The sequence below is a fragment of the Humibacter ginsenosidimutans genome (genome assembly GCF_007859675.1).
GTDB classification, from domain to species: Bacteria; Actinomycetota; Actinomycetes; order Actinomycetales; family Microbacteriaceae; genus Humibacter; species Humibacter ginsenosidimutans.
The window spans coordinates 1,735,154-1,751,918 of the sequence record NZ_CP042305.1 but is presented as its reverse complement, the minus strand read 5'-3'; the positions used below and the strand labels follow the sequence as shown (position 1 = coordinate 1,751,918).

Below are 16,765 nucleotides of genomic sequence, written 5' to 3'. Positions count from 1 at the left end.
CGGTAGAGCCGGGGTGGCGGCCGAGAGTCAGACCTTGGCGGCCTTCAGCATGTAGCCGAAGCCGCGCTTGGTCTGGATGAGCGGCTCGGTGGAATGGGCGTCCACCTTGCGGCGCAGGTAGGAGATGTAGCTCTCGACGATGCCGGCGTCGCCGTTGAAGTCGTATTCCCACACGTGGTCGAGGATCTGCGCCTTCGACAGCACGCGGTTGGGGTTGAGCATGAGGTAGCGCAGCAGCTTGAACTCGGTGGGGGAGAGCTCGATGGGGGTGTCGCCGACGAAGACCTCGTGGGTGTCCTGATCCATGGTGAGCTCGCCGGCGCGGATGATCGCATCGTCGTCGGCCTGCATCGTGCGACGCAGGATGGCCTTGATGCGGGCCACGATCTCGTCGAGGCTGAACGGCTTGGTGACGTAGTCGTCGCCGCCGACGGTGAGGCCGGTGATCTTGTCTTCGGTGTCGTCTTTGGCCGTGAGGAACAGGATCGGCGCCGTGTAGCCTGCGCCGCGCAGTCGCTTCGTGACGCCGAAGCCGTTCATGTCGGGCAGCATGACGTCGAGGATGATCAGGTCGGGCTCTTCCTCGAGCACGGCGCTGATGGCCTGGGCGCCGTTGGCGACGGCGCGGACGGCGAATCCCGCGAATCGCAGGCTGGTGGTGAGAAGGTCGCGGATGTTGGGCTCGTCATCGACGATCAAGATGCGGGGTCCGGTGCTCATTCGCCCAGTCTCTGCGCGCCGGCTGGGTTCTTGCTGTGAGTCTCTCGTGCGGCATCCCGTGGTGAAGGGTGCGCGAGCCGGACACGACCTTGACGCGCGAGCCGTGCGGTCTGTGCGGCGGCAGGCATCGCCGCATGAGGGGACTGCGCGGATGCGTCGGGTGCTGAAGAATCGAGGAGAGCGTGTCGCCCGTGGCGCGTCGGAAGGGGTGACGAGATGTCTGTGCCCGAGTTCGTGATCGTGGGGGGCGGCCTCGCCGCCGGCACCGCGGCCGTGACCCTGCGCGAGGAGGGCTTCGACGGCCACCTCACGCTGATCGCCGCCGAAGCGCACAAGCCTTACATCCGGCCGCCGCTGTCCAAGGCCTACCTCGCGTCGCTCGACGATTCCGAGTTGTGGGTGCAGCAGGATGCCTGGTGGCACGACCACGACGTCGAGGTGCGCTCTGGCAGGCACGTGCGCTCCCTCGATCTCGCCGACCGCACGATCTCGTGCGAGGGCGGCGAGCCCCTTCCGTTCGACCGGCTGCTGATCGCGACGGGCGCTGCGGCGCGCAGACTGGAGCTGCCAGGCGCCGAGGCCGACGGCATCCACACCCTGCGTACTCTCGAAGACTCCAGAGCGATCAGGTCGGCGACGGAGAGCGGCGACAAGCGCGTGGTCGTGGTCGGCTCGGGCTGGATCGGCATGGAGGTCGCGGCCACCGTGCGCGGCTTCGGCAACGAGGTGACCGTGGTGTCGCACTCGCAGGTGCCGCTGTCTGCAGCGCTGGGAGACGAGCTGGGCGAGGTCTTCGAGGGGTTGCACGTCGACCACGGCGTGCACTTCGTGCGGGGCGTCGACGTGACCGGGTTCCGCGTCGCGGACGGCAGGGTGACCGGCGTGGAGTACGAAGGCGGCGTCGTCGACGCCGATGTCGTGGTGGTGGGAGTCGGCGCATCGCCGCTCACCGCCGTGGCCGAGGACGCGGGGCTCGGGGTGGACCACGGCATCCTGGTCGATGCTGGCATGCGCACCGGCGCCGACGGTGTCTTCGCGGCCGGCGACGTCGCGAACCCGATCCATCCGGTGCTCGGGCGGCGGTTGCGCAGCGAGCACTGGGCCAACGCCATCGGCACCGGCCGCACCGCCGCACTCAACATGCTCGAGCGCGGCGTGGTCTACGACGACATCCCCTACTTCTACACCGACCAATTCGACCTTGGCATGGAGTTCTCCGGATACGCGCCGCTGATGGAAGGCACGCACATCGTCTACCGCGGCGATGTGGCGGGGCGCGAGTTCGTGTCGTTCTGGGTGACGGGCGACGGCAGAGTCGTCGCAGGCATGAACGTGAACGTGTGGGACGTGAACGAGCAGGTGCAAGGGCTGATCCGCGCGGCGAAGCCGGTCGATGAGGCCCGCCTCGCGGACGCGAGCATTCCACTCGGCGACTTGGTGGCCGACGCGTGAGCGTCTGGCTGCCGCCGCTGCGCACGCCCGTGCGCACGATCGGCGCGCACACGTTCGACTTCTCCACCAAAGTGGCGGTGATGGCGGTGGTGAACCGCACGCCCGACTCGTTCTACGACAAGGGGGCGACTTTCGCTCTGGATGCCGCGGTGCACGCCTGTCTCACCGCCGTCGAGCACGGCGCCGACTGGATCGACATCGGCGGTGTGCCGTTCAAGCCCGGTCCCGCTCTTCCCGTCGAGGATGAGATCGCGCGCGTGGTGCCGGTCGTGGAGGCGCTGCGCCGGGAGTCGGACGTGGTCGTCTCCGTTGACACGTTTCAGCCGGAGGTCGCGAAGCACGCCATCGTGGCGGGGGCCGACGTGATCAACGACACCACGGGCATCCACGATCCCGGACTCGCCGAAGCGGTGGCCGACAGCGATGCGACGCTGGTGATCACGCACAGCCTCGCGGCTCCACGCACCGTGTATCCGCGCCCGCACTACGACGATGTGGTCGCGGAGGTGGTCGCGTTCCTCCGCGAGAAGGTCGAGCTCGCCGTCTCGCTCGGCGTGCCGGAGTCGCGCATCGTGGTCGACCCGGGACACGACCTGAACAAGAACACGCTGCACACGCTCGAGATCACCAGACGGTTCGACGAGATCGCGGCGATCGGTCTGCCCGCACTCGCCGCGGTGTCGAACAAGGACTTCATCGGCGAGACGCTCGACGTCGACCGCGCCGACCGACTCGAAGGGTCTCTCGCCGCCGCCGTGTTCTGCATCGCGCAGGGCGCGCGCATCGTGCGCATGCACAACGTGCGGGAGTCCGTGGCGGCCGTGCGCATGACCGAGGCCATCCTCGGATTCCGGCAGCCGGCGTACCTGAAGCACAACATGGGCGACATGAACGAGGAATGACGGCGACGGGGGAGTGACCATGGCGGATGTCGGGACGATCGACGCGCTCTGGCCCGTGCAGGCGGCCGGGCTCGACGACGATGCGGTGCTGGCGGGCTACGAAGAGGATGTCCGCGAGCGGTGGGTGCGCGTCAACTTCGTGTCGTCTCTCGACGGCTCCGCGACACTCGACGGTCGTTCCGGCGGGCTCTCCGACGCCGCCGACAAGCGCGTCTTCGCGCTGCTGCGCAGGGTCTGCGATGTGGTGCTCGTCGGCGCGGGCACGGTGCGCGCCGAGGGATACTCCGGTGAGCTCGGGAATGCGGCGGACGGCAGGTGGAGGGTGGCGCACGGGTTCGCCGAGCATCCGCGGCTGGCTGTCGTGACGGCATCCGCCGGCCTCGATCCCGCCTCGCCGTTGTTCACGGACGCTCCGGTGCGGCCCATCGTGGTCACGAGCGCGGCGGCGCCGCGGGAACGCACGGCGGCGCTCGCCGAGGTCGCCGACGTGATCACCGCGGGCGACGGCTCGGTCGACCTCGCCGGCGCACTGGATGCGCTCGCCACCGACGGCTTGCGCAGGGTGCACTGCGAGGGTGGTCCGCACCTGCTCGGCTCGCTCGCCGAGGTCGATGCGCTCGATGAGCTGTGCCTCACGCTGAGCCCGGTGCTGGCGTCGGGTGACGGCCCGCGGATCGCAGCGGGTGCCGTGACTCGACTCGGGCTGCACCTCGCCAGGGTGCTGCGGTCGCAGGACACGCTGCTGCTGCGCTACACGCGCGCCTGACCCGTCGTGGCGTCGGCGGCGCGACGGCGTTCCGCTCTGTTCATCAGCAGGATCTGCGCGAGCAGCGTCAGTGTGCAGCCGGTGACGATGGCGAGCAGGTTGATCACGAGCTGCACGAGCGAGGTGCCCACCGTGTGCCATTCGCCGTAGCTGAGGGCGAGCGCGGCGGCGCCCGCTGCCGGGACCGTCGTCACCGAGATGAGCACGCCGATGAGCGCGCCGGACTTCGCGGAGGTGAGCGACAGCATCCCCGCGATGCCCGCCAGGAAGCCCACCACGTAGCTGAGCCCGTTGGGCTGCCAGATGAACGCGGTCAGGGGATGATCCTGGGTGAACGGGTCACCGGTGTAAAGGTGCATCGCCACCATCAGCCAGCTGAAGGGGATGGTGACGAGGATGCCGATGCCGTAGCCGGCGACGAGCGCGAGGATCGATCGGCCCACGACGAACGGCCTGCGGCGCACGATGCCGACGGCCATGGCGGCGAGCGGACCGAAGTCGGGACCCACCACCATGGCGCCGACGATGAGGATCGGCTGGTCGGAGAACACACCGATGGCGGCGATCATGATCGCGACCACCATGTAGATGATGAAGGTCGCCGACAGTCGCACCTCATCGCCTGCGCGGGCCTCCACCTCCTGCCACACGACGGCGTCGTCTTCGCCGCCGAACACGGCCGCCGATGTCGCCTTGGCGGTACGCGACAGCGCGAGATCGACCGATTCGATGGAGATGGAGCCTTCTGCGTCGAGGCGGACGCGGTGCAGGTCGCCGAGAAGCTCCGTGGCGTCGCCGCGTTCCACGTCGCACATCAGCACGTCGCCGCGGGGTGCCGTCGCAGCACGTGGCAGTCGGATGACGTTCGAGACGGAACCCGCGTGGGCCGCGAGGATCTCATCAACCGCATGAGTCAAAGGCGCGGGAACGATCAACTGGAATCGCAGCACGCCTCATTGTGGACGCCCGTCGCTCCGCCGTACGGCTCGACACGGCGCACTTCGTGTGCCGATGCCGCCGAGGACACCGCGGCATCGCGCCTGAGCTCAGGCGGCGACGAGCTCTCCCGAATCGACGATCGTGTAGCTGTAGCCCTGCTCCGCGAGGAAACGCTGGCGGTTCTGCGCGAAATCCTGGTCGACGGTGTCACGGGCGACGAGCGTGTAGAAGTTGGCGGACAGACCCGACTCCTTCGGCCGCAGTAGGCGGCCCAGGCGCTGCGCCTCCTCCTGTCGGGAGCCGAACGACCCGCTCACCTGCACGGCGACTGTCGCCTCGGGAAGATCGACCGAGAAGTTCGCCACCTTGCTCACCACGAGCACAGGCGTCGTGCCGTCGCGGAACTCCTGGTAGAGACGTTCGCGTTCATCGACGGAGGTGGAGCCGGTGAGCGAAGGCGCGTCGAGGGCATCCGCGAGCTCGTCGATCTGATCGAGGTACTGTCCGATCACGAGGATGCGCTCACCCGCGTGCCGCTTCACGAGCGCGCGCACCACGTCGAGTTTCGCAGGCGCGGTGGCGGCCAGACGATAGCGCTCGTCGTCGGGAGCAGCCGCGTAGGACAGCCGGTCGGAGGCGGGCAGATCGATGCGCACCTCGTAGCAGGCGGCGGGGGAGATGAAGCCCTGCGACTCGATCTCCTTCCACGGCGCGTCGAAGCGCTTGGGTCCGATCAGCGAGAAGACATCTCCCTCGCGGCCGTCTTCGCGCACGAGCGTGGCGGTGAGGCCGAGGCGGCGCCTGGCCTGCAGCTCGGCGGTGAGCTTGAACACCGGTGCCGGCAGCAGGTGCACCTCGTCGTAGACGATGAGTCCCCAGTCGAGGGCGTCGAGCAGGCTGAGGTGCGCGTACTCGCCCTTCCTTTTGGCGGTGAGGATCTGATACGTCGCGATCGTGACGGGCTTGATCTCCTTGACCTGGCCCGAGTATTCGCCGATCTCGTCGGCCGTGAGGCTGGTGCGGCGCAGCAACTCGTCGCGCCACTGTCGTGCGGAGACGGTGTTGGTCACGAGGATGAGCGTGGTCGTCTTCGCGGTCGCCATCGCGCCGGCTCCCACGAGCGTCTTGCCCGCGCCGCAGGGCAGCACGACCACCCCCGAGCCGCCCTCGAAGAAGTTCTCGACCGCCTTCGCCTGGTAGTCGCGCAGGTGCCAGTCCGTCTCATCCAGGGCGATCTCGTGCGGCGTGCCGGGGGAGTAGCCCGCGAGATCGTCGGCGGGCCAGCCGAGCTTGACGAGCTCCTGCTTGAGGTGACCGCGCGCCCAGGCCGCGATCACGTAGGCGCCGTCGGCGCGGTGCTCCAGCAGCAGCGGTGCGATGCGCTTGGCGCCGGAGACCTCGCGCAGCACGGCTTCGTCCGAGCTGCGCAGCACGAGCACGCCCTCGTCGTCGCGCTCGATGACCAGCCGGCCGTACCTGGCCACCGTCTCTTCGACGTCCACGGCGACCGTCTGCGGAATCGGGAACTTCGAGTAGCGCTCGAGCGTGCCCAGCATGTCGGATGCCTGGTGCCCGGCGGCCCGGGCGTTCCACAGCCCCAGCCTGGTGATGCGGTAGGTGTGGATGTGCTCGGGGGCGCGCTCGAGCTCGGCGAAGATCGCGAGGTCGTGGCGGGCATCCTCTGCCGCAGGATGCGCCACCTCGAGCAGCACGGTGCGGTCGCTCTGCACGATCAGGGGCCCGTCAGACATAAGAGACGAGTTTATGCCGGGTTGCCCCTGGCTCGCTGGGTGGGGCGGGCGGCTACTCGGTGCGCACTCCGCGGATGCTCGACACCGGCAGCGTGCGTTCGATGTCGCTGGCGCGGTCGCGGCCGCGCAGTCGACCGCCGCCGATGCCCGTCGGCTCCAGCGTGTAGTCACGTTCGCTGCCGTCGGGCAGTGCGACGGTGACGGTGATGGCGGTGCGGGAGCGCACGGCGGACTCGAGTTGCCTGGTCAGCCAGGCCTTCGCGCCCTGCTCGCCCTGCGTGTTCTCCGCGGCGCGCAGCCGCTGCACCACGATGGCGGCGGTGTCGGTGGTGTCGTGGGGTTCCTGGTGTCCGATGCGCCGCCGCACGCGAAGCTGATTGCCGCGCTCGTCTTCGGCCACGACCGGATAGTGCGCATCGACGAGCGCCCAGTACACGATGTCGATGGCGAACCTGCTGCCGAGCTCCTCGGGGCTCCGGCGCCGGATTCCGAGCGCGGACAGGGCCTGGTCGACGGCGATCGTGTCGAGAAGAGCGGCATCGGGCGAGGTCACCACCGTCGCCGCGCCCTCTGAGCGCACGCGGACCCGCCCGTAGCGCGAGGCGGCCTCGTCGATCAGGTAGGCGACGGGCTGGGGCAGTCCCGTGAGTGAGATCGACTCGATGAACTCGCGGAGCGACTCGGCGGTCTCGCCGTCGGCGATCGCGCGGTGCAGCGACGACGGCGACACGCGGAAGCTCGCCGCCAGGCCCGTGCCTTCGGCGTCGGCCAACGTGCGCAGCCGGGCGTCGATCGCCGGCGCCAGCGGGCCGGGTGCGACGATGGAGAGGTCGTGCTGCACGTACACCTTGTCGACCTCGGCAGGGAAGGTGGTGCGCACGATCTCGGCTGCGGCATCCGCACCATCGCCGAGCAGCGTCACGCCCGCCGCGCTCGGCGCCGTGCCCGCCGTGATGCCCAGGAATTCGGCGTGCGCCTCGACCTCATCGACCAGACGACCGAGCGATGCGTCGGCCGCCGGATACCGCCAGCGTGCGTAGCCACGCAGCGCCTCCCCCACGAGGCGTGCGCCCGCTCGACCATGAGGGGGCGGATGTCGGCGGGCACCGACCCGAGCCAAGCGGTCGCCAGGCGTGCCCACCGTTCCGGTGTGCTCAGGTCGGTCCACTCGTCGGCCGTGTCGGTGGGCAGCCAGAGGGAGCCCTCGCGCACCACGAGTCCGCACTGCCGCGCGAGCCAGTGCACGATCGGCACGGAAGCGGGCTCGATGCCGAGCGCAGAGGCGATGCGTCGCGTGTCGGGCAGCGCGAGGCCGCCCTTCTGCAGTTCACGCGCCGGTTCGCGCTCCAGCTCGTAGACGAATTCGGCGACCGTGCCGGCGGCGACGAAGGCGCGCTCGGCGGCGAGTCGGTTGACGAAGCGGGGATCCACGTCGGGGACGGTCGCGAGAGCCGCCGGCTTGCCGGATGCCGCGAGCTTCGCGCCCGTCGTTCCCGCACTCTCGGCCCAACTGCCGAACCGCGCGGCGACGCCGGGGTAGAGAGCGATGCCGCCATCGACGGGCTCGGCGAGGAAGGAGGTGACCAGAGCGTGCAGGGCGTCGCGGAGGGCGGTTGGGGAGGCATCCACGGAGCCCCAGTCGTGCAAGACCGACGACACCCGTTCGGCATCGACCGGTTCAGCGGTATCCCCTGCGGCCTGCGCCACGGCAGCGAGGGCGGCGAGCACCGGACGGGGGAGCGGTGCGAGCGCGTGCTGCACCGACGGCGGCTCCAGCAGGGCGTCGGCGAGATCGAAGAAGTCCTCGATTCGTGCGCGGGCCAGTCCCCTGGCGCGCACGAGGTCGTGCAGAGCGGTGTCGTCGAGACCGCTCAGCCGCTCAGCCAGCGACAGTGTGCTGGTCATCTCGGCTCCGGCCTCGTCATGCGGTGCGGCCGCTACCTTCCCGCCCGGCGGTTCTGCTTGCTTCGCGAGACCAGGCTCACCACGAGGAGCACGATGATGAGCACGAAGGCCAGCGGAAGCGCGGCCAGCGGCAGCAGCTCGACCGTGGGCCAGATGCCCTTGCCGGATCCCTGATCGGGCCCTGCGCCCGCCCACGTGCCGATCATGAGCACGAAGAAGCAGGCTATGGAGAGGATCACCAGCCCTGCAGCGATGAAGGCGAGCACCCGTTGGGTACGCGAAGTCGTCACGGGCGTCTCGTCGGTCACATGATCAAGGATAATTGAGGTTGCACGAGCAACGCCCATCCCGAAAGAGGTCCCCCATGCCGACCGGCAAGGTCAAGTTCTACGACGAGGAGAAAGGCTTCGGCTTCATCGCTCAAGACGGCGGTGGCGAGGTCTTTCTGCACGCGTCTGCGCTGCCTGACGGCGCCGTCGTCAAGGCGGGAACGCGCCTCGAGTTCGGGGTGGCGGACGGCAAGCGCGGCGCGCAGGCGCTGTCGGTGCGGGTCATCGAGAGCCGCCCGAGCCTGAGCAAGATGAACCGCAAGTCGGCCGACGACATGGCCGTCATCATCGAAGACCTCGTGAAGCTCCTCGACGGCATCGGCGCCGGCCTCAAGCGCGGCCGGTACCCTGACACCGCACACGGCCGCAAGATCGCGGCCATGCTGCGCCGCGTGGCGGACGATCTGGATGCCTGAGCAGCAGTCGGACGAGCCGACCGTACCCGTCGAGCCGGCCGAAGCGGTGGAGCCCACTGACATCTTGGAACACGCGGAGGATGTGCAGTCGGTCGACGCCGTGGAGGCGTCGGAGCCCGTGACCTCGGCGGTGACCGTCGAGCCCGCAGAGCCCACGGCATCCTTCGTCGCCGACGAGAGTCTGCTGGCCGCACACGACCTCGCGCGAGCTGCGCTGCTGGAGATCACGGCGGAGTCGAGCATCGGGCCGATCGCCGGTCACACCGTGGAGGGCGAGCACGTGCTCTCCCTGCTCTTCGAGTGCACGCTGCTGGGCTACCCGGGCTGGCACTGGACGGTGACGCTCGCCCGGGTGGATGTCGACGCGGACCCCGTGGTGCTCGAGGCCGAACTCCTGCCGGGCGAGCACGCGCTGCTCGCACCGGAATGGGTGCCGTGGTCCGAGCGCCTCGCGGAATACCAGGCCGCCCAGGAAGCGGCGCGGGCTGCGGAAGGCGGCGAGGGCGAGGCATCAGACGAAGTCGACGGCGACGACGAATCGGACGTTCTCGACGAAGACGACGACTCCGACGACCTCGATGACGACACGGACCTCGGCCGCGACTTCGACGGCATCGACATCGACCTGCACGATGAACCGTCCGCCGACGGCGAGGCAGACTCCGGCGAGGACGACACCGACGACGAGGACGAAGCGGAAGACGACATCGACGTCGTCGCCGAGGAGATCACAGAGGCCGAGGCAGCATCGCTCGAGGCGGCCGAGTCAGCCGAGTCGACAGGGGACGCCGAAGACTGACGCGGCAGGGCGCGCAGGATTCAGCCCTTGCTGCCGCGCGTCGCCCTCGATCGCCTGACCTGCGCGTAGCAGAGCCCGACGACGCCGAGGGCGATGCCGACCAACGTCATCCAGACGACCCAGCCGAAGCCGTCGCGCGACAGCGGTGACCAGAACGCCACGGCGACGACGGCGCCGACCACCCAGAGAGCCGTCCCCGCGCCGATCGCCGTGCGATCGTCGGTCTTCATCGGGAGCGGATCGGGCAGCCGTTCGCTGTCCTTCAGCCACAGTCGCACGGACGAGCCCCCGTTCAGCCGATGTGCTCGACCACGTAGTCGATGCAGCGGATGAGTTGACGAACGTCGTCGGGCTCGACCGCGGTGAAGGTCGCGACGCGCAGCTGGTTGCGGCCGAGTTTGCGGTAGGGCTCCGTGTCGACGACGCCGTTCTCGCGGAGGACCGAGGCGATGCGCGCGGCATCCACGTCGTCGAAGTCGATCGTGACGACGACCTGCGAGCGATGCTCCGGGTTCTCGACGAAGGGATGCGCGAAGTCGACGGACGCCGCCCAGTCGTAGAGGGCGCCGGACGATTCCGCCGTGCGAGCCGCGGCCCAGGCGAGTCCGCCGTTGTCGTTGATCCAGCCGATCTGCGAGTCGAGCATGACCAGCGTCGCGAGGGCGGGGGTGTTGAGCGTCTGGTTGAGTCGCGAGTTGTCCACGGCCTGCTTCAGGCTCAGGAAGTCGGGGATGTAGCGACCGGATGCCGCCACCTTCTCGACCCGTTCCAGCGCGGCGGGCGAGAACAGCGCCAGCCACAGTCCGCCGTCCGAGGCGAAGTTCTTCTGCGGGGCGAAGTAGTAGACGTCGGCCTGCGATGCGTCGAAGTCGATGCCACCCGCCGCGCTCGTCGCGTCGATGACCGTGAGAGCGCCGTCGTCGCCGTGCACGCGGCTGATCGGGGCCATGACGCCGGTCGAGGTCTCGTTGTGCGGCCAGGCGTAGACATCCACACCCTCGATGGGCTCGGGGGGTGCTGCGCGAGCCGACGGATGCCTCGATGACGCTCGGGGCCTGCAGCCATGGGGCGGAGGCGGCCTTCGCGAACTTCTGGCTGAACTCGCCGTAGACGAGGTTCTGCGACCGGTTCTCGATGAGGCCGAACGCCGCGGCATCCCAGAACGCCGTGGACCCGCCGTTGCCCACGATCACTTCGTAGCCGTCCGGCACGCGGAACAGGGTGCCGAGGCCCTCGCGAACGCGGCCGACGAGGCTGCGCACGGGTGCCTGGCGGTGAGAGGTGCCGAGCAGCGTCGCGCCGGCCGCGGACAGTGCGTCGACCTGCGCGGCGCGCACCCGGGAGGGGCCGCTGCCGAAGCGGCCGTCTGCGGGCAGAAGGGACTCGGGAATCGCGATCGCAGGCATGGTGTTGAGTTTACCGGCGCGTGTGCGCGCTCCAAGCCGTCGCGTCAACGCCGGTAGGCTGGAGGATGCGCAATCTGCGCGTGCAGCCGAGCGATATGCAAGGGGATGCGATGACCGACCTCGTCGACACGACCGAGATGTATCTGCGCACGATCCTCGATCTCGAAGAGGAGAACATCGTGCCGCTGAGGGCGCGCATTTCGGAACGGCTCGGCCACTCAGGTCCCACGGTCTCGCAGACCATCGCCCGCATGGAGCGCGATGGACTGGTGGTGGTCTCCGACGACCGTCATCTCGTGCTCACCGCCGAGGGACGTCGCCGTGCCGTTCACGTGATGCGCAAGCATCGTCTCGCAGAGCGCCTGCTCTCCGACGTCATCGGCCTCGAGTGGGAGTACGTGCACGAAGAGGCATGCCGCTGGGAGCATGTGATGAGCGAGCAGGTCGAGCACAAGATCCTCGACATCCTCGGCCACCCCACCGAGACGCCGTACGGCACGCCCATCCCGCGCATTGAAGACGAGGGCGTCGACCTTCATCGTGTGTTCCTCGACGGCGTGCGCAGCACGGTGGATGTCACGGCCGACACCGACGCGCCGGTCACGGCCACCGTGCGCCGGCTCGGCGAACCCGTGCAGTTCGAGCCGGAGCTGCTCGCCCAGCTGAGGCAGGCGGGGATCTTCCCCGGTTCGACGGGACGCTTCACGCGCGCTGGCTCGTACGTGGCCGTGCAGATCGACGGCTACGACGACGCCCTGGAACTGCCGAACGAGGTCGCGAGCCACATTTTCGTCGCCGCGTGAATCGCGAACTCGACGAAATCGATGTGACAAAGCGATAACGGTCCCGTATTCTCGTACGGGTCCACAGACTGGAACTCCGGTCGACGGTCCGGCTCAAGACGCTCCCGCAGCCCGTCTCTTGAGCATGTGAAGCCGAACTCGCAAGAGATCTCGGACGGGGTGGCTACCTAGTGCCAGCGGAGCGCCGGAGGTTCACACCTTGGCAGCATTAGGTACAGGTGGTCTGCCCGAAGACCACGACCCGAGTACTTCCAGCAAGGCGAACGATTCACTGAGCGAGACGACCGCGACGTCGCGACGCAGCCTCAGGAACGTCGAGCGTGCCGCGACCCATCGGGTCGGTCCGACGGTCACCGCCACCACTCGATCCGTCGCCACCCGTTCCGCCGGTGCGGAAAGCACGGCGAAGCCCGCACCGCGCAAGCGGCGCCTGCGCCCACTCGCGAACCTCGCGGTCATGGCCATCGCCGGTGGCCTCGTGGCCACCATCGCCATTCCCGCCTACGCCTTCAACCCGGCGACGACCAATCAGGCGAAGTTCGGCACGACAGCGCTGGACAGCCTCAAGAAGGCGAACTCGCAGTCCGTGTCGGTGTCCGGCGCGATCGACGGACCCGCGGCATCCGGAGACACGTTCACCGCGACCACGGAGCAGCAGCTCGCCGACAAGAAGGCGGAGGCCGAGCGGGCCGCCGCCGCGGCCCAGATGGAGGCCTACGCATCGTCGTACGACGGCCCCAGCGCCGCCGACTATCTGGCGAACCCGCCGTACCCGAACTTCAGCCTCGCCCAGGTTTTCTCGGTGGCGCAGAAGTACATCGGCACGCCGTACGTGTACGGCGGTGACACGCCGGCCGGGTTCGACTGCTCGGGCTACGTCATGTTCGTGTACGCCCAGTTCGGCATCTCGCTGCCGCACTCGGCCTCTGCGCAGGGCGCCATGGGCACCCGCATCTCGATTCAGGATGCCCAGCCCGGCGACGTCGTGATCATGCTCGGCGGAGCGCACGACGGCTTCTATGCGGGCAACGGCAACATCCTGGACGCACCCGATGTGGGCCGCACGATCTCGGAGCGGCCGATCTGGACCGACGACTACTACATCGTGCGATTCGGGATCTGACCCGAGTCGATCGTCTCTCGCGCATTCGGTGACGAGGCGATGAACGTCTCGTGGCCGCAGGCCAGCGATCGGCGTGCCACAAGGGCGTGGCACGCCGATCCTGCGTTACCCTGATGCCCTGACCACGTTCGTTCGCATCGCACTTTCTGGAGGTCCCCGAGTGGGCACCGTGCGGCATCACAGCCACCATTTCCACCACCACTGTGTGTGGAAGCACTAGGCGCCGTCGTCCTGACGGCGCCTTTTTTGTTGTCTGTGAGCCGCGTGGCTCCGGTGAGACGACGCGCACGAACACGAGAGCCCGGGAAAGCCGTCCCGGTTGATCGAAAGGATGCCGATGCGCACACTGGTGCTGAACGCGGGATACGAGCCCCTCGCCGTCGTGAGCTTCAAACGAGCGATCGCGCTCGTTCTGAGCTCGAAGGCGACCGTCATCGAGGTGGATGTCGAGCATCCGGTGTGGGCGGTCAACGCCGTCTTCGATCGGCCGTCGGTGATCGTGCTCACCCGCTATGTGCACCTGCCGCACGGGCGCGCCGTTCCGGTCTCGCGACGGGGCGTGCTGCGTCGCGACGGCCATCACTGCGCGTACTGCGGCAAGTCGGCCACCACGATCGACCACGTGCTGCCGAAGTCGCGCGGGGGAGCGGATTCGTGGGACAACCTCGTGGCGTGCTGCCTGCGCTGCAACAACGTGAAGGGCGACCGCACCGCCGTCGAGATGGGCTGGAACCTGACCGTCGTTCCCCGCATGCCGCACGACCCCGCGTGGATGGTGCGGGGCGTGGAGCATGCGCTGCCGGAGTGGCAGGGGTATCTGGCGCCGGCGGCCTGAGGGCTGCCCGGCGTCGCAGTGTCGGTGCGACCCCGACGGTCAGTCACGTCGATTCAGCCCGCTAAGCTTGACGAGCCAGCCTCTGTAGCTCAATGGAAGAGCAGTTCCGTCCTAAGGAAACGGTTGGGGGTTCGAGTCCCTCCAGGGGCACCGTGTGATGAGTCGCAACATCGGTGACGTCTTCGAACTCAGAGCAGGGCTGCGACCTTTTCGGCGGTCTCCTTCGCTGAGCCCGGGTTCTGGCCGGTGACGAGCCTGCCGTCGACGACGGCGTAGGAGACGAAAGGCAGCTTCGCCTTCTCGTAGAGAGCCCCGCGCTTCGTCATCTCCTCTTCGGCGTTGTAGGGCACGAGCTTGTCCACGCGTGCGAGCACCTCCTCCTGCCAGGCGAACCCGGTGAGCTTCTTGCCCTCGACGAGCAGCGTCCCGTCGGAGAGGCGGGTGTTGAGCAGCGCGCAATAGCCGTGGCAGACGGAGGAGACGACGCCTCCGCGCTCCCAGATCTCGCGCGTGATGCGCTGAAGTCCCTCGTTGTCGGGGAAGTCGAACATGACCGCGTGGCCGCCGGTGAAATAGATGGCGTCGTAGTCGGCCGAGTCGACGTCGTCCGGGCCGAGCGTCGTCTCGAGCAGCGTCATGCGCTGTGGATCGTTGCGCCATGCCTTGGCGTTCCTGTCGTAGCTGGGGAACTTCAGCGACCGAGGCTCTAAGGGGGATGCGCCGCCCGCCGGGCTGACGATTGCCTGCTCGAAGCCTCGTTCCTCGAACACCTCCCACGCGTGGCTGAGTTCGGACAGCCACAGGCCGGTCGGATGCTGGGCCGGGTCGTCGTAGTGGCCGACGTTCGTGACGACGTGCAGGACGCGGGTCATGTGGATTCTCCTTGGTTCAGGGCGAGGATGGTGATGATGGCCGCGCGGACGCGCATCTCGACCTCGTCGGTGGGCTCGGGGCGCAGCTTGCCGTCCAGGTGCAGGAACGCCAGCCCATGGGCGAGGCTCCACAGCGCCAGAGACAGGGCCCGCCCGTCAGCGGTCGGGAACAGGTGTGCGACGACATCGCCCAGCAGGGCGTGGAGCTGCCCGGAGGCCCGCACCCTCTCGCTGTCTGCGTCGTCGCATTCGTTGCCGAACATCAGATGAAACAGCGCCGGTCGGCGCAGAGCGAAGTCCACGTATGCGACGGCGAGAGCGCCCAGCGTCTCCTGTGGTGATGCCGACGCGGGAAGCTGCTCGAGCGCGGCCGCGAGATCGGCGTGCAGATCGTCGAACCCCCGGACGGCGAGCGCCGAGTCGAGCGCGTCACGGTCGGCGAAGTGCCGGTACGGGGCGGCGGGCGACACGCCGGCACGGCGGGCGACGGCACGCATCGAGGGCGTTTCGCCTGCCTCGAGGCTCTCGATCGCCGCGGCGAGCAGTGCTGCGCGCAGGTCGCCGTGGTGGTAGGCCTTCTCGGTTGTCGGCATGGCTACCGTTCTCCGCCGTCGGCGATTCGCTCCAATGTATGCAGTGCTAACATAGCGCAACGGTGAGAGGAAAGCACTATGCAGACGGTCCTGGGGGCGGGCGGGCAGATCGCGACGGAATTGGCGCGCGAGCTAGCCAGTGCGTACAGCATCGAGCTGCGACTGGTCAGCCGCAATCCGCGGAAAGTGAACGAGACCGACTCGGTGGCGAAGGCTGACCTGCTCGATGCCGCGCAGACGACCGCTGCGGTCGCGGGCAGCGATGTCGTGTACTTCACGGCGGGGCTTCCGGCGAACACCGCGGCCTGGGAGGCACAGTTCCCGACGATGCTCCGAAACGCCCTGGATGCCGCTCGGCACGCAGATGCGGCGTTCGCGTACTTCGACAACACATACATGTACCCCCAGGACGACCGCGTCCAGACCGAGGACACCTCGTTCGCGCCGATAGGGCCGAAGGGCCGAGTTCGTGGGGAGATGGCGTCGATGGTGCTCGAGGAGATGTCCCGTGGGGACATCCCGGCGCTCATTGCCCGTGCGCCCGAGTTCTACGGCCCGGGCAGAACCCAGAGCTTCACGAACGCCCTCATCCTCGAGCGGCTCCAGGCGGGCAAGAGGCCCCTCGTGCCCGTCCGCGACGACGCACGGCGCACCCTCATCTGGACCCCCGACGCAAGCCGCGGGCTTGCCCTCCTCGGCAACACCCCGGACGCCTACGGGCAGACCTGGCACCTTCCCGTCGCCGCGGAGCATCCGACCTATCGCAGGTTCGTCACCGCAGCGGCCGAAGCGTTCGGGCGCGAACCCGGCTACACGGTGTTGCCGAAGTGGGTCCTGGGCGCGGCCGCCGTGGTGTCGCCTCTGGTGCGTGAGATGAGAGAGCTCCTGCCCCGGTACCAACACGACAACCTCTTCGACTCCACCAAGTTCGCCACGCGGTTCCCCGATTTCGCCGTGACGGGCCATCACGACGGGCTCGAGATCATCGCCCGATCTCGATAGCGAGTGAGATCGGCGTTCCCACGGTCGCCCCGCCTCAGTGCGCAAGCGCGCGAGGACGTGCGCCGTCGACCGCGGAACGGATAGTCTCGCTGAGTCTGCGCGGTTCGGCGCACCGGCATCCCCGGTCCCGAGGCCTGTTCGGCGCAGTGTCG

General features: G+C 68.6%; 18 protein-coding genes, 1 tRNA gene and 1 pseudogene. 10 read left to right on the top strand and 10 right to left on the bottom strand.

Annotated features, from left to right (window positions below; genetic code table 11):
* Positions 1-27 precede the first annotated feature (27 nt).
* Positions 28-720 (bottom strand): response regulator transcription factor, encoded by a 693-nt coding sequence (locus FPZ11_RS08225; protein WP_146319921.1) that lies wholly within the window; start codon positions 718-720, stop codon positions 28-30.
* A 216-nt stretch (positions 721-936) separates the two neighbouring features.
* Here FPZ11_RS08225 and FPZ11_RS08220 point away from each other — a divergent pair, with 216 nt between their 5' ends.
* The 3 genes from FPZ11_RS08220 to FPZ11_RS08210 are packed head-to-tail and all read left to right on the top strand — an operon-like array spanning position 937 to position 3,840.
* Positions 937-2,172: an NAD(P)/FAD-dependent oxidoreductase gene (locus tag FPZ11_RS08220; RefSeq protein WP_146319919.1), complete on the top strand. Its 1,236-nt coding sequence runs from the start codon at positions 937-939 to the stop codon at positions 2,170-2,172.
* Complete coding sequence (folP, locus tag FPZ11_RS08215; RefSeq protein ID WP_246846597.1) at positions 2,169-3,074, top strand: dihydropteroate synthase; 906 nt, start codon at positions 2,169-2,171, stop codon at positions 3,072-3,074. The genes FPZ11_RS08220 and folP overlap by 4 nt, the downstream gene beginning before the upstream one ends.
* A gap of 19 nt (positions 3,075-3,093) precedes the next feature.
* Positions 3,094-3,840, top strand: coding sequence for a pyrimidine reductase family protein (locus tag FPZ11_RS08210; RefSeq protein WP_146319917.1), 747 nt, complete (start codon positions 3,094-3,096; stop codon positions 3,838-3,840).
* On the opposite strand, the gene FPZ11_RS08205 is transcribed toward FPZ11_RS08210, so the two are convergent.
* The 5 genes from FPZ11_RS08205 to FPZ11_RS08190 form a co-directional block, all read right to left on the bottom strand.
* Entirely contained in the window at positions 3,825-4,790 is a 966-nt protein-coding gene (locus FPZ11_RS08205; RefSeq protein ID WP_146319915.1) for a DUF389 domain-containing protein, read from the bottom strand. The two genes, FPZ11_RS08210 and FPZ11_RS08205, sit on opposite strands and share 16 nt — an antisense overlap.
* 96 nt (positions 4,791-4,886) lie before the next feature.
* A complete protein-coding gene (locus tag FPZ11_RS08200) occupies positions 4,887-6,530 on the bottom strand; it encodes a DNA repair helicase XPB (protein ID WP_146319913.1) in 1,644 nt (547 codons plus the stop codon).
* A gap of 52 nt (positions 6,531-6,582) precedes the next feature.
* A complete protein-coding gene (locus FPZ11_RS19770; protein WP_246846663.1) occupies positions 6,583-7,371 on the bottom strand; it encodes a helicase-associated domain-containing protein in 789 nt (262 codons plus the stop codon).
* Between the two features lie 77 nt (positions 7,372-7,448).
* Positions 7,449-8,435, bottom strand: a complete 987-nt coding sequence (locus FPZ11_RS19765; protein WP_246846596.1) for a hypothetical protein — start codon at positions 8,433-8,435, stop codon at positions 7,449-7,451.
* A 32-nt stretch (positions 8,436-8,467) separates the two neighbouring features.
* Entirely contained in the window at positions 8,468-8,743 is a 276-nt protein-coding gene (locus FPZ11_RS08190) for a hypothetical protein (protein WP_146319911.1), read from the bottom strand.
* Positions 8,744-8,799: 56 nt separating this feature from the next.
* Here FPZ11_RS08190 and FPZ11_RS08185 point away from each other — a divergent pair, with 56 nt between their 5' ends.
* Both FPZ11_RS08185 and FPZ11_RS08180 read left to right on the top strand, forming a co-directional pair.
* The gene (locus tag FPZ11_RS08185; RefSeq protein ID WP_146319909.1) at positions 8,800-9,180 is read left to right on the top strand and encodes a cold-shock protein; all 381 of its coding nucleotides are present in this window, start codon (positions 8,800-8,802) and stop codon (positions 9,178-9,180) included.
* Complete coding sequence (locus FPZ11_RS08180) at positions 9,173-9,979, top strand: DUF3027 domain-containing protein (RefSeq protein WP_146319907.1); 807 nt, start codon at positions 9,173-9,175, stop codon at positions 9,977-9,979. The genes FPZ11_RS08185 and FPZ11_RS08180 overlap by 8 nt, the downstream gene beginning before the upstream one ends.
* Before the next feature lie 20 nt (positions 9,980-9,999).
* Here the strand turns inward: FPZ11_RS08180 and FPZ11_RS08175 are convergent, their stop codons facing one another.
* Both FPZ11_RS08175 and serC read right to left on the bottom strand, forming a co-directional pair.
* On the bottom strand, positions 10,000-10,257 hold the full coding sequence (locus FPZ11_RS08175; protein WP_146319906.1) for a DUF2530 domain-containing protein: 258 nt from the start codon (positions 10,255-10,257) through the stop codon (positions 10,000-10,002).
* A gap of 14 nt (positions 10,258-10,271) precedes the next feature.
* Positions 10,272-11,385, bottom strand: a pseudogene (gene serC / locus FPZ11_RS08170) (phosphoserine transaminase).
* Between the two features lie 110 nt (positions 11,386-11,495).
* On the opposite strand from serC, the gene FPZ11_RS08165 reads away from it, so the two are divergent.
* From FPZ11_RS08165 to FPZ11_RS08150, 4 genes are all read left to right on the top strand, one after another.
* Complete coding sequence (locus FPZ11_RS08165) at positions 11,496-12,188, top strand: iron-dependent transcriptional repressor DtxR (protein WP_146319904.1); 693 nt, start codon at positions 11,496-11,498, stop codon at positions 12,186-12,188.
* Positions 12,189-12,387: 199 nt separating this feature from the next.
* On the top strand, positions 12,388-13,311 hold the full coding sequence (locus FPZ11_RS08160; protein ID WP_146319902.1) for a C40 family peptidase: 924 nt from the start codon (positions 12,388-12,390) through the stop codon (positions 13,309-13,311).
* A gap of 337 nt (positions 13,312-13,648) precedes the next feature.
* On the top strand, positions 13,649-14,146 hold the full coding sequence (locus tag FPZ11_RS08155; RefSeq protein ID WP_146319900.1) for an HNH endonuclease: 498 nt from the start codon (positions 13,649-13,651) through the stop codon (positions 14,144-14,146).
* A 78-nt stretch (positions 14,147-14,224) separates the two neighbouring features.
* Positions 14,225-14,296 (top strand) — tRNA-Arg (locus tag FPZ11_RS08150).
* Positions 14,297-14,334: 38 nt separating this feature from the next.
* Here FPZ11_RS08150 and FPZ11_RS08145 read toward each other — a convergent pair.
* The gene (locus tag FPZ11_RS08145) at positions 14,335-15,018 is read right to left on the bottom strand and encodes a type 1 glutamine amidotransferase domain-containing protein (RefSeq protein ID WP_146319898.1); all 684 of its coding nucleotides are present in this window, start codon (positions 15,016-15,018) and stop codon (positions 14,335-14,337) included.
* Entirely contained in the window at positions 15,015-15,611 is a 597-nt protein-coding gene (locus FPZ11_RS08140; RefSeq protein WP_146319896.1) for a TetR/AcrR family transcriptional regulator, read from the bottom strand. The genes FPZ11_RS08145 and FPZ11_RS08140 overlap by 4 nt, the downstream gene beginning before the upstream one ends.
* Before the next feature lie 78 nt (positions 15,612-15,689).
* On the opposite strand from FPZ11_RS08140, the gene FPZ11_RS08135 reads away from it, so the two are divergent.
* Positions 15,690-16,613: an NAD-dependent epimerase/dehydratase family protein gene (locus FPZ11_RS08135; protein ID WP_146319893.1), complete on the top strand. Its 924-nt coding sequence runs from the start codon at positions 15,690-15,692 to the stop codon at positions 16,611-16,613.
* Positions 16,614-16,765: the final 152 nt, after the last annotated feature.

Excerpts from the sequence above, each read along its gene's own strand:
- FPZ11_RS08225 (WP_146319921.1), bottom strand. The coding sequence starts at position 720 with ATGAGCACCGGACCCCGCATCTTGATCGTCGATGACGAGCCCAACATC.
- FPZ11_RS08210 (WP_146319917.1), top strand. The coding sequence starts at position 3,094 with ATGGCGGATGTCGGGACGATCGACGCGCTCTGGCCCGTGCAGGCGGCC.
- FPZ11_RS08135 (WP_146319893.1), top strand. The coding sequence starts at position 15,690 with ATGCAGACGGTCCTGGGGGCGGGCGGGCAGATCGCGACGGAATTGGCG.
- FPZ11_RS08180 (WP_146319907.1), top strand. The coding sequence starts at position 9,173 with ATGCCTGAGCAGCAGTCGGACGAGCCGACCGTACCCGTCGAGCCGGCC.
- FPZ11_RS08165 (WP_146319904.1), top strand. The coding sequence starts at position 11,496 with ATGACCGACCTCGTCGACACGACCGAGATGTATCTGCGCACGATCCTC.
- FPZ11_RS08220 (WP_146319919.1), top strand. The coding sequence starts at position 937 with ATGTCTGTGCCCGAGTTCGTGATCGTGGGGGGCGGCCTCGCCGCCGGC.
- FPZ11_RS08185 (WP_146319909.1), top strand. The coding sequence starts at position 8,800 with ATGCCGACCGGCAAGGTCAAGTTCTACGACGAGGAGAAAGGCTTCGGC.
- FPZ11_RS19765 (WP_246846596.1), bottom strand. The coding sequence starts at position 8,435 with ATGACCAGCACACTGTCGCTGGCTGAGCGGCTGAGCGGTCTCGACGAC.
- FPZ11_RS08200 (WP_146319913.1), bottom strand. The coding sequence starts at position 6,530 with ATGTCTGACGGGCCCCTGATCGTGCAGAGCGACCGCACCGTGCTGCTC.
- FPZ11_RS08145 (WP_146319898.1), bottom strand. The coding sequence starts at position 15,018 with ATGACCCGCGTCCTGCACGTCGTCACGAACGTCGGCCACTACGACGAC.
- FPZ11_RS08140 (WP_146319896.1), bottom strand. The coding sequence starts at position 15,611 with ATGCCGACAACCGAGAAGGCCTACCACCACGGCGACCTGCGCGCAGCA.
- FPZ11_RS08155 (WP_146319900.1), top strand. The coding sequence starts at position 13,649 with ATGCGCACACTGGTGCTGAACGCGGGATACGAGCCCCTCGCCGTCGTG.